At 38.1% G+C, this 14,681-nt stretch carries 15 protein-coding genes; 12 read left to right on the forward strand and 3 right to left on the reverse strand.

Annotated elements, in window-relative coordinates:
* The first annotated feature begins 48 nt into the window (after positions 1–48).
* Genes tsaE through tsaD form a run of 4 tightly spaced genes read left to right on the forward strand, consistent with a single transcriptional unit; the run spans position 49 to position 2,663 of the window.
* Positions 49–498: a tRNA (adenosine(37)-N6)-threonylcarbamoyltransferase complex ATPase subunit type 1 TsaE gene (gene tsaE / locus JNUCC51_RS14200; RefSeq protein WP_337992235.1), complete on the forward strand. Its 450-nt coding sequence runs from the start codon at positions 49–51 to the stop codon at positions 496–498.
* On the forward strand, positions 495–1,202 hold the full coding sequence (tsaB, locus tag JNUCC51_RS14205; RefSeq protein WP_337988601.1) for a tRNA (adenosine(37)-N6)-threonylcarbamoyltransferase complex dimerization subunit type 1 TsaB: 708 nt from the start codon (positions 495–497) through the stop codon (positions 1,200–1,202). Before tsaE ends, tsaB begins: the two co-directional genes overlap by 4 nt.
* Positions 1,195–1,647 carry a ribosomal protein S18-alanine N-acetyltransferase gene (rimI, locus tag JNUCC51_RS14210; RefSeq protein ID WP_337988602.1) on the forward strand — a complete coding sequence of 151 codons (453 nt, stop codon included), beginning with the start codon at positions 1,195–1,197 and terminating at the stop codon, positions 1,645–1,647. The genes tsaB and rimI overlap by 8 nt, the downstream gene beginning before the upstream one ends.
* A complete protein-coding gene (gene tsaD / locus JNUCC51_RS14215; RefSeq protein ID WP_337988603.1) occupies positions 1,647–2,663 on the forward strand; it encodes a tRNA (adenosine(37)-N6)-threonylcarbamoyltransferase complex transferase subunit TsaD in 1,017 nt (338 codons plus the stop codon). The genes rimI and tsaD overlap by 1 nt, the downstream gene beginning before the upstream one ends.
* Positions 2,664–3,269: 606 nt before the next feature.
* Here the strand turns inward: tsaD and JNUCC51_RS14220 are convergent.
* Entirely contained in the window at positions 3,270–5,213 is a 1,944-nt protein-coding gene (locus JNUCC51_RS14220) for an ABC transporter ATP-binding protein (RefSeq protein ID WP_337992236.1), read from the reverse strand.
* A 229-nt stretch (positions 5,214–5,442) separates the two neighbouring features.
* Between JNUCC51_RS14220 and JNUCC51_RS14225 the strand changes: the two genes are divergently transcribed.
* The 3 genes from JNUCC51_RS14225 (at position 5,443) to tatC (ending at position 7,585) form a co-directional block, all read left to right on the forward strand.
* Complete coding sequence (locus tag JNUCC51_RS14225) at positions 5,443–6,078, forward strand: redox-sensing transcriptional repressor Rex (RefSeq protein WP_337988604.1); 636 nt, start codon at positions 5,443–5,445, stop codon at positions 6,076–6,078.
* Positions 6,079–6,560: 482 nt separating this feature from the next.
* A complete protein-coding gene (locus JNUCC51_RS14230; protein ID WP_010857065.1) occupies positions 6,561–6,746 on the forward strand; it encodes a twin-arginine translocase TatA/TatE family subunit in 186 nt (61 codons plus the stop codon).
* 17 nt (positions 6,747–6,763) lie between these two features.
* Positions 6,764–7,585: a twin-arginine translocase subunit TatC gene (gene tatC / locus JNUCC51_RS14235; RefSeq protein ID WP_100544975.1), complete on the forward strand. Its 822-nt coding sequence runs from the start codon at positions 6,764–6,766 to the stop codon at positions 7,583–7,585.
* Positions 7,586–7,681: 96 nt separating this feature from the next.
* Here the strand turns inward: tatC and JNUCC51_RS14240 are convergent, their stop codons facing one another.
* A complete protein-coding gene (locus tag JNUCC51_RS14240; RefSeq protein ID WP_337988605.1) occupies positions 7,682–8,446 on the reverse strand; it encodes a CPBP family intramembrane glutamic endopeptidase in 765 nt (254 codons plus the stop codon).
* 168 nt (positions 8,447–8,614) lie between these two features.
* Between JNUCC51_RS14240 and groES the strand changes: the two genes are divergently transcribed.
* Together groES and groL are read left to right on the forward strand one after the other, a co-directional pair.
* The gene (gene groES, locus JNUCC51_RS14245) at positions 8,615–8,899 is read left to right on the forward strand and encodes a co-chaperone GroES (RefSeq protein WP_173478892.1); all 285 of its coding nucleotides are present in this window, start codon (positions 8,615–8,617) and stop codon (positions 8,897–8,899) included.
* A 139-nt stretch (positions 8,900–9,038) separates the two neighbouring features.
* Positions 9,039–10,670: a chaperonin GroEL gene (groL, locus tag JNUCC51_RS14250; protein ID WP_337988606.1), complete on the forward strand. Its 1,632-nt coding sequence runs from the start codon at positions 9,039–9,041 to the stop codon at positions 10,668–10,670.
* A gap of 117 nt (positions 10,671–10,787) precedes the next feature.
* Here groL and JNUCC51_RS14255 read toward each other — a convergent pair whose 3' ends face one another.
* The gene (locus JNUCC51_RS14255) at positions 10,788–11,504 is read right to left on the reverse strand and encodes a hypothetical protein (RefSeq protein ID WP_337988607.1); all 717 of its coding nucleotides are present in this window, start codon (positions 11,502–11,504) and stop codon (positions 10,788–10,790) included.
* Positions 11,505–11,706: 202 nt separating this feature from the next.
* Between JNUCC51_RS14255 and JNUCC51_RS14260 the strand changes: the two genes are divergently transcribed.
* From JNUCC51_RS14260 to JNUCC51_RS14270, 3 genes are all read left to right on the forward strand, one after another.
* Positions 11,707–12,129, forward strand: coding sequence for a hypothetical protein (locus JNUCC51_RS14260; RefSeq protein WP_337988608.1), 423 nt, complete (start codon positions 11,707–11,709; stop codon positions 12,127–12,129).
* Between the two features lie 376 nt (positions 12,130–12,505).
* Positions 12,506–13,843 (forward strand): AAA family ATPase, encoded by a 1,338-nt coding sequence (locus JNUCC51_RS14265; RefSeq protein WP_337988609.1) that lies wholly within the window; start codon positions 12,506–12,508, stop codon positions 13,841–13,843.
* Positions 13,836–14,567 carry a hypothetical protein gene (locus tag JNUCC51_RS14270; protein ID WP_337988610.1) on the forward strand — a complete coding sequence of 244 codons (732 nt, stop codon included), beginning with the start codon at positions 13,836–13,838 and terminating at the stop codon, positions 14,565–14,567. Before JNUCC51_RS14265 ends, JNUCC51_RS14270 begins: the two co-directional genes overlap by 8 nt.
* Positions 14,568–14,681 lie beyond the last annotated feature (114 nt).

Below are 14,681 nucleotides of genomic sequence, written 5' to 3' on the forward strand. Positions count from 1 at the left end.
TGTTTCGGTAAACTAGAGGTAATGGAGCTAGGAGAGGAAAAAGAGATGATGTATGAAAAAATAATGAATTCACTTGATGATACTGAGAATTTTGCGTTGAAGCTAGCAAGCTTACTAGAAGCCCAGGATACAATTACATTAGAGGGTGATTTGGGCGCTGGTAAGACGACATTTACGAAAGCATTAGCGAAGGGACTTGGTGTGACGAGAACGGTCAATAGCCCAACATTTACTATTGTAAAGCAATATGAGGGGCGTTTACCATTTAATCACTTAGATGTTTATCGTTTAGCAGAAAGCGATGAGGATCTTGGATGGGACGAACTATTTTATGGTGATGCGGTGTCAGTTGTCGAGTGGGCTCATCTGATTGAACAGGATTTACCACAGGAGCGTCTTGGAATAGAAATTTACCGAATCGGAGAAAATCAACGACGATTTGTAGTGACACCTTTTGGAAAGCGATATGAGGCATTATGTGAGGAGCTAATGAAATGATTTGGTTAGGGATTGAAACAGCGAATGCACCACTTTCTATTGCTGTAATAAGGGATGGAAAAGTGATTGCGGAGATTGTACAAAATATAAAATTAACGCATTCAGCGGGTGCTATGCCAGCCATTGAAGAAGTACTAGCAAAGGCTGGCATTAAGCCAGGCGAGTTGGATGCGATTGCTGTATCAGAAGGACCTGGTTCTTATACAGGTGTACGAATAGGTGTGACGCTTGCTAAAACATTAGCATGGACATTGAAAAAGCCTTTAGTTGGAATATCTAGTTTAAAGTCATTGGCCGCGAATGCAGCATTATATGAAGGGTTTATTTGTCCTGTTTTTGATGCGCGAAGAGGCAATGTCTATACGGCCGTTTATAAAGGTTGTGAGCTTGAAACAATTATAGAAGATTATCACGATCACATAGATGGTTTGTTAGAGCGTTTACAGGCTTTAGAGGCACCGATTTTATTTGTTGGAGCCGATGTAGATGTTTTCTGGCATAAAATCGTAGAGGTGCTAGGTGATTATGCGCAGCGTACACCATTTAGTAATGACTTACCAAGAGCAAGTGAAACAGTTCGATTAGCGACGAAAGTGGAGCTACCAAGTGTGGATGCAGTTCATCATTTTGTCCCGCAATACAAACGTATTGCCGAGGCGGAGGCGAATTGGCTGAAGGAACAAAAGGAGATGGCACATGAGTAGTAATGTAACATATCGAAAAATGGTATCTGAAGATGTCCCAGCAGTGTATGAAATTGAACTTGCTACATTTCCTACACCATGGACGTTAGATTCTTTTTATTATGAAGTACATGAAAATCAGTATGCACATTATGTACTAGCTATAGATGAATATAATAACATTATCGGTTTTTGTGGAATGTGGATGGTTATAGATGCAGCGCAAATTACGAACGTTGCGGTTATAGAGGCTGCTCGAGGTCGCGGAATTGGTGAAGGTTTAATGCGAGAGGCAATGCGTATTGCTAGAGATCATACTATGGAAGTTATGAGTTTAGAGGTACGAGTAACAAATACAGTTGCTCAAAATCTTTATCGAAAGCTTGATTTCCAAGATGGTGGCATACGTAAAGGCTATTATACAGATAACGGGGAGGATGCCCTTGTCATGTGGGTGAATTTATGATGGAAAATCGAATTATATTAGCAATAGAATCGAGCTGTGATGAAACAGCAGCAGCAATTATTCGAAATGGTTCTGAAATTGTTTCAAATGTGGTTGCATCTCAAATAGAAAGTCATAAACGATTTGGTGGGGTTGTACCTGAAATTGCATCTCGTCATCATGTTGAGCAAATTACAGTGGTCATAGAAGAAGCATTGGCTCAGGCAAATATGAAGCCAGATAATTTAGATGCTGTGGCAGTTACTGAAGGCCCCGGTCTTGTAGGTGCATTATTAATTGGAATTAATGCTGCGAAGGCCTTTGCATTTGCTAACAATTTACCAATTGTAGGTGTGCATCATATAGCTGGACATATATATGCTAATGCACTCGTGCAGCCAATGGAATTCCCATTGTTAGCACTTGTTGTATCAGGTGGCCATACAGAGCTAGTTTATATGAAAGAACATGGCTCTTTTGAAGTCATCGGTGAGACGAGAGATGATGCAGCTGGTGAAGCTTATGATAAGGTTGCGCGTGTACTAGGCTTACCGTATCCAGGTGGTCCGCGAATTGATAAATTAGCACATGAGGGAGAAGAGGCTGTATCTTTCCCAAGAGTCTGGTTAGAGGAAGATTCTTACGATTTTAGCTTTAGCGGCTTGAAATCAGCGGTTATTAATTATAAACATAACATGGACCAACGTGGTGAAGAAATTTGTCCAACTGCCGTTGCGAAAGGGTTTCAGGAAAGCGTAGTTGAAGTATTAACGGCGAAAACATTACGGGCAGCTCGCGAATATAAAGTGAAGCAGGTTATTGCAGCAGGTGGTGTAGCGGCTAATAAGGGCTTGCGTACATCACTTGAGACAGTATTTGCTGAAGAAAACATACCATTTTTCGTGCCGCCATTAAAGATGTGTACAGATAATGCCGCTATGATAGGAGCAGCAGCAACACCTATGTTTGAAGCAGGTATTCGAGGCAATTTATCAATGAATGGTCGCCCTGGAATGGAGTTAAAATCCTGGGTTTAACTTATTTAAGCGAGTGTCCAAGCACCCGCTTAAATAGAGGAACTAGTCTAAGAACGGTGGCATTACCGAAATGACCAACAGCGTGTCAGCCCTTGTACAGGCCTAAGCACAAAGCTGATTCCAGACGAAATTATGCAGAGCATTATTGCTTATATAGTAAAGAGGTGTTTTAGATTTGATTCTAAAATACCTCTTTTTGCTTTTGTGAAAAAATTGTTGAGAAAACAGAGGGTATAAGAAAAATTGAATCTAGTTAGTTGACAAATTTTTCAGAAAATTATCCACAGGTAAGGTAGAAATAAAACACCGAACATCCGTACTTATGCACAAAATGTTGATAACTTGTGCATAACTTGTGATTATTCAATATATAGTAGCCTATTTTGTACAGAATGATGTGAATAAAATATTTTTGAATTGTGGACAATGTGGAAAAGTCTGTTGATATGTTGGTATTACTAGATTTATAGTGTGTATAAAGTTGTGGGCATTTTTTGTCGAAAAATAGCACTTGACCAATATATATGAAAAATCAACGCGAGTAAAGTAAAAGCCATGCGACAAGGCACATGGCTTTACAAGCTTTATCCCACCTCAAGAGGGATGTTATAAAATAATATTTTCAAGTTCTTCACTTAGCTCAAGCCATTCCATTTCGAATAACTCATACTGTTCCTTAGCAGATGATAATTCCTCTTGAAGCTTTGTAATTTTTTCGTGGTCAGTAAAAATCTCGGGATCGCAAAGAGCTTCTTCTAAGCGAGCAACTTCAAGATTTACTTGCTGCATTTTCCCTTCTAGTTCCTCAAGTGTGCGTCTAATTTGGCGCTCCCGTTTTTTAGCCTCTTTATCAATTTTAGAGGTAGAGGTCTTCTCAGGTATATCAGCTTGTACTTGCGGTTGAGCAGCAGCCTTCATTTGTGCAAGTTCTAATAGCTCTTGTTTCTTTTCAAGATAATAATCATAGTCACCTAAGTACTCAAAGGAACCATCGCCGGATAGTTCGATTACTTTAGTAGCGATTCGATTGATGAAATATCGGTCATGCGATACAAATAAGAGCGTTCCAGGATAATCGATCAGTGCGTTTTCCAGTATCTCTTTACTATCTAAGTCTAAGTGATTGGTAGGCTCATCGAGAATTAAGAAATTTGCCTTTTGCATCATTAACTTAGCTAATGCGAGCCTTGCCTTTTCTCCACCAGATAGAGATGACACGATTTTATCTACATCATCTCCACTGAATAAGAAACGGCCTAGCACCGTGCGAATATCTTTTTCATTCATTAAAGGCCATTCATCCCATAGCTCTTTTAGCACACTTTTATTGCTAGACAGCTTTGCCTGCTCTTGATCATAGTAACCAATTTGAACATTTGTACCATAGCGAATCTCTCCGGAGAGTGGAAGCAAATCTTTGACGATGGTTTTTAATAAAGTTGATTTACCAACGCCATTTGGACCAACAAGTGCAATGCGGTCTTCTCGGAAAGTTCGTAGTGTTATGCCGCTTGATATTTTCCTATCGCCATAACCTATAGCTAAGTCATCAACAGATAATACATCGTTACCACTTTGACGCTCAATTGTAAAACCGAAGCTTGCTGACTTTTCATCACCATCGGGGGATTCCATCCATTCAGTTCGTTCAAGCATTTTACGACGACTTTGTGCCATTTTAGTAGTAGAAGCACGAGCAATGTTTTTTTGAATAAATTCCTCAAGCTTTGCCTTTTCATCTTGCTGACGTTCAAAAAGCTTCAAATCACGCTCATAATTTTTCGCTTTTTCATCTAAATAAGCACTATAATTGCCTGTATATTTTGTGACGCGATGACGAGAGACTTCGTAGACAATGGAAACAACTTGGTCTAAGAAGTAGCGGTCATGGGAAACAATTAGAATAGCCCCTTCGTAGCCTTTTAAATATGATTCCAACCAAGAGAGGGTTTCAATATCTAAATGGTTAGTAGGTTCATCGAGTATTAATAGGTCAGGTTTACTTAACAGAAGCTTAGCAAGCGCTAACCGAGTTCGTTGTCCCCCTGAGAGTGAGCTAATTGGCTTTTCGTAATCATTAGGATAAAACTGCATGCCATGAAGCACAGAACGTGTATCCGATTCATATTGATAGCCACCTGCATCCTTAAAATTATGCTGCAATTGGTCGTATTCAGACATTATTTTTGCATATAAAGTAGGGTTTTCATAAACAGCTGGGTCGGTCATTTGTTGTTCTAATGATCGGATTGTTTGTTCTTGGGCAATAAGCGGCTCAAAAATTGTCATCATTTCATCCCAAATCGACAATGTTGAGTTTAACCCAGCATGCTGCTCTAAATACCCAATTTGTATTCCTTTAGGGATAATAATATCGCCAGAGTCGTATGACATTTGACCAGCAATTATTTTAAGTAAAGTAGACTTACCTGCACCGTTACGACCTACTAATGCAACACGGTCACGATGTTGAACCTCTAATTTTACGCCACTTAAAATTTCATCTGCAAGGAAGGATTTATATAGTTGATTGACCTGTAAAACAATCATTCTTGACACCTCAATTCTTCCTTAGTGTAATGGATGAGCGATTGGCTTGCAATGTCGATGCTTTACTTATTCCAAGCTGTCATGTAAGATTGAAACGATTTCTCTTTAGTTAGTGGCGTAAAAGCGCCATTAACTAAAGGGAAATACTCTAGTGAATATTATAAACTTAGAAATAGTTAATTGAGCGTGTATCATAAATAGATTTGATACTCTATAAGGAGGAAAAAGTTTGAAACAAGAATTAAAAATTCCACAAGCCACTACGAAAAGACTTCCTCTTTACTATCGATTTATCCAAAACTTTGCGCAAGAAGGCATGGAACGCATTTCGTCGAAGGAACTGAGTGAAGCGATGAAAATTGATTCTGCAACTATTCGCCGTGATTTTTCTTATTTTGGTGCTTTGGGGAAAAAGGGATATGGCTATGATGTGCAGCATCTCTTAAAATTTTTTAGTCAAACGCTCGATCAACATGAAGCGACAAAAGTAGCGTTAATCGGTGTAGGGAATTTAGGTAGTGCTTTATTAAAATACAATTTCCAAAAAAATCATAATACCCATATCGTTGTGGCATTTGACTCAAAGGCCCCGAAGGAAGGAAAGATGATTAGCAATATTCCTGTTTTTCATCCTGATTTATTGGAAGAAAAGTATGCGGAATATGGAGCGGAGCTTGCAATTTTAACAGTTTCACCACGCTCTGCACAGAAAATGGCTGATAGATTAGCGGCGATGAATGCAAAAGGAATTTTGAACTTTACGCCGGAGCGTATTACTGTACCAGATAAAATGCAACTTTTAACAATCGATTTGTCGGTAGAATTACAGGCACTCATTTATTTAATTCGCAATCAGGAAGAGTGATGATTGTACATAATTTAACTTACTTCGGCGGGTGTACAAACATCTGCTGCTGACGCTACGCTTTCGCGCAAAAAACATCTGTACCTGCCGCTACGCTTTCGGTACAAAAGACATCCGCTGAAATAGAGGAACTCAGTCTAAGAACGCCACGTCCTGTAGCAATTTATCTATGCGAAAGCGAAGCAACAACAACAACAACCCATACGACTGAGTGACCAACATCGTTTTGGCCTAAAGCCTCCGGGGGATGTTACGGAAATTGAAAAGAGTAACGGAATTGACATGTATCACGCAGGACTAAGTATAAAGCCGATTCCGGACGCAATTATACCGAGTCATAATTGATAGTATAGCTCATAGTTTCTGTCAATTAGAAGTATGGTATAAAATGAGAGATTGACGAAAAACTTTCACATATAATTAGTTAGCAAAATGGCGAATTATGCGTTAAAATGATGGATATAAAAGAGGAGGTGGCTTTAATGGGTGGTATTGGTCCTATGAGCCTCATTATTATCGGAATTGTCGCATTACTAATTTTCGGTCCTAAGAAGTTACCGGAGCTTGGTAAAGCATTTGGTTCAACATTACGTGAATTCAAAAATGCTACTAAAGGATTAGCCGACGAAGATGATGATGACAAGAAAAAGAAAGAACTAGATAAGTAAAGTTAGGATGTTTGAGGATGAATCCAAAAGATCTAACTGTCATTGAGCATATAGAAGAATTAAGAAAACGGCTTTTCATTGTTGCCGTTTTCTTTGTTCTCGCTATGGCTGGCGGCTTTTTTGTTGCGAAACCGCTCGTTAAATACCTTCAAACTACTGGAGCGAATTATAATATAGAGCTTCATGCGTTTGATGTAGTAACACCACTTGCAATTTATATCCAAGTCGTTTTTTTAATAGCATTTATCCTATCTTCTCCGGTATTGATGTATCAATTGTGGGCATTTATTAGCCCAGGATTAAGGGATGTGGAACGAAAAGCAACCTTAAGCTATATCCCGTATTCATTTATATTGTTTTTAGCAGGACTATCTTTTTCATATTTTTTACTATTCCCTTACGTCATAAAGTTTATGATGAATTTATCAAATGAATTAGAAATTCAGCAAACGATTGGCATACATGAATATTTTTCGTTTTTATTTAAGCTTACAATACCATTTGGTTTTCTTTTTCAATTACCAATTGTCGTCTTGTTCTTTTCACGTATTGGGATTCTATCGCCTGAGTTACTAATTCGTATTCGTAAGTACTCATACTTTGGTTTATTTGTGTGTGCTGCTCTAATCGCACCACCTGAATTAGCTTCACACTTAATGGTTTCAGTACCGTTATTTATGCTTTATGAAATTAGCATTATGATTTCCCGTATTGGCTATAAGAAATACTTAAAATCAGAGGAAATGCGAATGAAGGAAGAACAAGAAGCTGAGCAAAAACGCCAGGTCGAAGAGGCACTTGAACAGCAGCGACGTCAAATCGAAGAATTAAATAAATAATAATAGAAGCTCGATGCATATTAGTAGCATCGAGCTTTTTTGTCGTTTTATATTGTTTCAACAAGAAATAGCGGTAAGCAAAAATTTCACTGATTTTTATTGCATTTTTTCTAGTTGGTCTAGCAACTTTTGCAATGGTTCTGCATACAATTGTACAAGTGTCACAAAACCGTTCAGCATGACATGGGCGATAATGGACGTCCAAATACGTTTTGTTTTGTGATATAAGAAGGCAAAAATCAATCCACAAATTGTATAAAGTAAAATATGTGAGAAGTCGAAATGAATAAGTGCAAAGAAAATGGCGCTTACTATACCGGCTATCCAGAAATTAGTTGTTTGGACAAGCGATCCGAAAATAACACGACGGAAGACGAACTCTTCTAATATTGGTCCAAATACAACAATCGCTAATATTGCAATAGGAGCACCTTTTGCAATAGATACAATATCAGCTGTGTTTTGTGAACCACCTTGGATACCGAATATAGCCATTTCGATAGCTGCGCCAATCATTTGGCCGAAGAAAACTAAGAAGAAACCGATAATCCCCCACATAATTGACAGTGGGATAGTTTCTTTCTTTCCTTGATAAATATCCCAAAACGCTTTATCGCGAGATGTTAGGATTAAACTTAGAATTAACGCAATGGCAAAGCTAAGAGCGATATACCAGCCTTGCGTAAGTGGGGCTGCTTGTTCACTTGGTAAACCGGTTGTACTCATAACAAGCTTGTGAAACGGTTTTGCCAGCAGTATACCTGATATTTGCATGAGGATATAGATCAGTAAAACATAAAGGGCTGTTTTTTTATGTTTATTTATTTTTTGAGAATTGTTCACAGTCAAAATCCTTTCCATTCATTATGCTACCTTTCTATTGTAGAGGAATATGGAAAGAAAACAAAATTTTTCGAAGTTCTGACTTGCAAAAAAAAGTGTGATTGATTATCATAATAATTGTGTTAGCACTCGACTAGATAGAGTGCTAATAAACAGTATATATTTAATAATAGGAGGTTGTTTCACTTGTTAAGACCACTAGGAGATCGTATTGTAATCGAACTAATCGAGGTAGAAGAAAAATCTGCATTCGGTATTGTACTGCCAGACTCTGCAAAAGAAAAACCGCAAGAAGGTAAAGTTGTAGCAGTTGGGACGGGTCGCATTTTAGAGAACGGGCAACGTGTAGAGCTTGACGTTAAAGTTGACGACCACATTATCTTCTCTAAATACTCTGGTACAGAAGTTAAATATGAGGGTAATGAATACCTAATTTTACGCGAAAGCGATATTCTTGCAATTATTGAATAAGTTAATAAGTATATTAAAGTAAATGCCTTTAGTGATTGTCACAGATTAATAAGGTAGATGACAATGACAGTATGGCGAAATTTCTATAAATATATTGATCAAGCTTAACGAATATTCCATTCCAGGAGGGTAAATTCAAATGGCAAAAGATATTAAATTCTCAGAAGACGCTCGTTCATTAATGCTACAAGGTGTAGATAAATTAGCAAACGCAGTAAAAATTACTCTAGGGCCTAAAGGTCGTAACGTGGTTTTAGAAAAAAAATTCGGTTCACCACTTATTACAAATGATGGTGTAACAATTGCAAAAGAAATCGAGCTAGAAAACCCATTCGAAAACATGGGTGCAAAATTAGTAGCAGAAGTTGCTTCTAAAACAAATGAAATCGCTGGTGACGGTACAACAACTGCAACAGTATTAGCTCAGGCAATTATTCGTGAAGGCTTGAAAAACGTAACAGCTGGTGCAAACCCTGTAGGAATTCGTAAAGGGATCGACAAAGCAGTTGCAGCAGCTCTAACGGAATTACACTCTATTTCTCGCCCAGTAAGCAACAAAGAAGAAATCGCACAAGTAGCGTCAATCTCTGCTGCTGATGATGAAGTAGGGCAATTAATTGCAGAAGCAATGGAACGTGTGGGTAATGATGGTGTTATTACAATTGAAGAATCTAAAGGCTTCACAACTGAGCTTGATGTAGTTGAAGGTATGCAATTCGACCGTGGTTATGCATCACACTACATGGTAACAGATACAGATAAAATGGAAGCGGTATTAGATAACCCATACATTTTAATTACTGATAAAAAAATTACAAACATCCAAGAAGTATTACCATTATTAGAACAAGTGGTACAACAAGGTCGTCCACTATTAATCATCGCTGAAGATGTTGAAGGTGAAGCTCTTGCAACACTTGTAGTGAACAAACTTCGTGGTACATTTAATGCTGTAGCGGTTAAAGCTCCAGGGTTTGGTGACCGTCGTAAAGCAATGCTTGAAGATATCGCAATTTTAACAGGTGGTCAAGTAATTACTGAAGAATTAGGCTTAGACCTTAAAACAGCTGATATTACATCACTTGGTCGTGCTGCGAAAGTTGTTGTTACAAAAGACAATACTACAATCGTAGAAGGTGTTGGCGGTGCAGATACAATCGAAGGCCGTATTGGTCAAATCCGTGCTCAGCTTGCTGAAACAACTTCAGAATTCGATAAAGAAAAATTACAAGAACGCCTTGCAAAATTAGCAGGCGGTGTAGCAGTAATCAAAGTTGGTGCTGCAACAGAAACAGAACTAAAAGAACGTAAACTACGCATTGAAGATGCTCTTAACTCAACTCGTGCAGCAGTTGAAGAAGGTATCGTATCAGGTGGTGGTACTGCACTTCTTAACGTATATGCAGCAGTTGAAAAAGTTGCAGATGTAGAAGAAGGCGACGTAGCAACTGGTGTGAAAATTGTTCTACGTGCTTTAGAAGAGCCAGTTCGTCAAATCGCAAACAATGCTGGTCTTGAAGGCTCAATTATCGTGGATCGCCTAAAACGCGAAGAAATCGGTGTAGGCTTCAACGCTGCAACAGGCGAATGGGTAAATATGATTGAAGCAGGCGTAGTAGACCCAGCGAAAGTAACTCGCTCAGCTCTACAAAACGCAGCATCTGTCGCAGCTTTATTCTTAACAACAGAAGCAGTTGTAGCAGACATTCCAGAAGCAGCTCCAGCAATGCCAGATATGTCTGGTATGGGCGGCATGGGCGGAATGATGTAATCTACGGCTCTAGCCAAATAAAAACCACTTCTCAAAATTTGAGAAGTGGTTTTTTGCTTTGGCGAATATTTTTTAGTGAATCGCTGATAAAATTCCGAAAAAGTAGCTTTAGAGTAGTTATTCTTTTTCCTTCAGCCTAAAATCAGATGAAATATAAGAGATAAGAGCATAATCTAATTCTTCTCCTGCTTGAGTTGATAATTGCACAAGTAAAGATTCTTCGGTATTTGTGGGATGTATAGCGCTTGTTTTTATAGTAATCACTTGAACACCGGTTCTTCTTGGATTTCCAACAACGACTACCTGATTCCCCATTGTATAAGCTGCTTTAATATCAGATTGGAACGCTACAATATATAAATCTAAATCAGTTTTATTTTGAAACATCGGAATCGTGAACCCCATATTTTGTTCAAAGTCGTACCATTCAGAAAGAGCAATATCGTAATTCGTAAATAGTTGATGCAGTGCATAATGAATTCTAGTTGGAACATAGCTCCACCGACCGATTGAGCTATGCCAATATTCTTCATAAGCGGGTCTCTTATAGCCTGGATTATTGATGATAACATCATAAGGAATAGCAATGCCATCCTCTATCACCTGTGTAAGTGGTACAAATTTTGATGGGGGAGATAATTCAGGAAAAGGAGGATCAGCAATTGTTTGAGGTTTTATCGGCTCAAGGCTTCTCAAACGATTCTCTAGGCCTTTTATTTGTGCTTTAAGTCCATTAACTCTATTTGATTCTTTTGCATCGTAAGAAGACACAATGCTCAAATTAAATAATATTAGGCTAATCATACATAAAGATATTTTTTTTACGTTACACATAGATTCACCTCACTAATACTTTGCTCATTAGATGAGGAAATATGTAGGATGGCTGAAAATTGTATAGACATGTTTCCACCGCCTTAGTTCTCTTATCAGTCAATTATAGTTTCTAATAAACAATAAAAAGGCAATCCATTAGTTCGTATTTGAACTTCTGGATAGCCTTTTTGCTACAGTCATTTATCTAGGGCTTCCAAATATGTCAGGTAACAAATCTACATGCCTGGTAGGTTTAAACCTGGTAAGCCAGGAAATTGCCCGCCTGGAAATGGCATCGGATATGGTTGAGGACGTGGTGGGTATGGTTGTGGCGGATATGGCTGCGGAGGACGCGGTGGATATGGTTGTGGCGGATATGGCTGCGGAGGACGTGGTGGATATGGTTGTGGTGGATATGGCTGCGGAGGGCGCGGTGGGTATGGTTGTGGTGGATATGGCTGCGGAGGGCGCGGTGGGTATGGTTGTGGTGGATATGGCTGCGGAGGGCGCGGTGGGTATGGTTGTGGCGGATATGGTTGCGGCGGACGTGGTGGATATGGTTGTGATGGATAAGGCAGTGAAGGGCGCGATGGATACGGTAATGGGTTTAAAGATGGATATGGGCTACCAGAAGGCATGGTAGGATGAAACGGAATGTTAACATCAAAATCTTCGGGATTTAATCTAGGATTGACCAATGAAACACACCTTTCTTCATTTTTATTCTCTAACATATGTCCACTATTATGATTGTCATAGGCATTAAACTCGGTGAATGATCGATATATGAATTATTCAATCAATTTTTATGCCTCGGCATAATTGTAGCTGCCGCTTTGCTTTCGCTACAGAAAACATTTGCCGCTGTCGCTTCGCTTTCACGCAGAAAACATTTTGTAGCGTCGCTCTGCTTTCGCTACAGAAAATAATTGCTAAAAGAGATTAAAACGGAAAATGTTATAAAATATATCAAATTTAATTATAATAGAAAGAAATATCATTAAAGGATGTTTAAATAAATGACCATTATAAAAATAAAGAAAATAAAGGTACAAAATTTACGAAATGTACGTCATGGTGAAATTATTTTAGCGGTAAATTTCGAGACGTTTTTTAAGCCCAATGTTGTAGGTTTATATGGACAAAACGGTTCTGGGAAAACAACTATGGTTGATGCATTTGGCTTGTTAAAGGCACTTATCTCCGGCTGGATTGCTGAAATTAAATTACCATCTCAGGAAAAGAAATTAATTATGGCAGGGGAGGATATGGCAAGTATTGAGTTCGAGTTTCTAGTAGAAAATCAATTTGGCACATTTTTTCTCAGTTATTATGTAGAGTTACAAGAAGATGAAAACAGACTGTACACAACGGTTGAACGTTTAGCTTACAGAGAAAACGAGAAAGGGAAGCGTTCAAAGATTCTAATTAATGTTACAGAGGAAGACATACAACTACGTAAAGCAAATCTTTCTGATATGAATGAAAAAACGCGTATCCAATTACTAGTCACTCATCAATTAGCTAAAAAACAATATATGTCCTTTATCTTTCACAAAGATTTAAAGCCATTATTACAGGACAGGTTGTCAGAGCTAGAAATGCAATTGCTTCATAATTTAGCAATAGATTTTAATCGGGATTTACATGTCGTTAATAATCAAAATATCGCACCGTTATATGAGGAGCGCAGTATGCCCTTTAGTATTCATCTTGATAAAACTCGTGGTTCTATCCCTTATAATTTGAAGGGGCCAGCGTTATTGCCAGAGGATGCATTTTTCGTGTTATGTGAAGTAATAGAGCAAAGTAATCAAGTTTTATCAGCGATTATTCCTGGTCTATCTATAAAGATTAATATGCTTACAAAACAAACTATGGATAACGGGGAAAAAGGAATCCGTTTTGAATTTTTATCACAGCGAGGGGAACGCGAATTACCACTACGGACAGAGTCAGAGGGAATTTTGAAAATTATTTCTGTACTCAGTGTACTCATTGCAGTTTATAACAACCCAAATGCTTGTGTAGTGATTGATGAATTAGATTCTGGTGTTTTTGAATATTTGTTAGGCGAGTTGTTAACAGTGATTGATGAGGGTGGAAAAGGTCAGCTTATTTTTACGTCTCATAATTTACGTGTGTTAGAGGTGCTAGCTATTAAAAACTTGTGGTTCACGACAACGAATGAGGATCGTCGTTATATACAGCTAAAGGGTATTAAAGAGGTAAATAATGCTCGAGATGTTTATTTACGTGCAATTCAGTTGGGCGGACAGGATGAAGAGGTATATAAGGAAACGAAGACATTTAAAATTAAGCGTGCCTTTAGAAAAGCGGGTGTACAGCGTGACTAAAAAGGTTCTTTTAATCATTGTAGAGGGACAGACGGAGCAAATTGTTTTAGAGGATTTTCTAGATGAACATTTTGCAAATTCAACGATTCGCTTCGATGTACAACGGGAGGACATTTTAACAAAATGGGATGCAAATAAACGGATACCTAATATTAAAAATAGTGTTACTCGAGTGATTCAGAACTATTTGGAGAAGTATAAGTTTTTAGCGAAAGATTTAACCGCTGTTGTTCATATTACTGATGCTGACGGTTGTTTTATTGCCCATGAATTTGTCAAGGTAAAGGAAGATATTGGGCAAAATTTATTCTATACAGAAGATGCGATATTGGTGAAATCTGAGAAGCGTAAGGAGCAAATCGAACAACGAAATGAAATGAAAGCGAATAATGCAAAAATCCTTATGGCAAATGATTATTTTAGCATTCATCGATTAAGAATACCGTATCAGCTATTCTATTTTTCTACAAACTTAGAGCATGTACTATGGAATGAGCGTAATGAAGTAGCAACGGAAAAGGTGCGAAAGGCTGATGAATTTATGGAAAGTTTATCGAGTTCCATAGAAGAATATTTAAAAGAATATCTTCCAGTTAATTCAGAGCTTCCGTATAAAGAAAAAATGAAAATGAGCTGGTCATTTTTAATGGAGGGCTGTAATTCGTTACAGCGCGGAACGAATGTACCATTATTATTTGAAATGATTAAATCGGATGTACAATAAAGTTTAATCAGTGGACCATTGATAATAATCTTCCCCGATCTGGCTTTTACATTCAGTTAATAACTATGTCCTCCGTTAATCATTGGAGGGCATTTTATTGTGTAGAGATAAAAT

Origin of the sequence: Lysinibacillus sp. JNUCC 51 (assembly GCF_015999525.1) — a bacterium.
Classification (GTDB): domain Bacteria; phylum Bacillota; class Bacilli; order Bacillales_A; family Planococcaceae; genus Lysinibacillus; species Lysinibacillus xylanilyticus.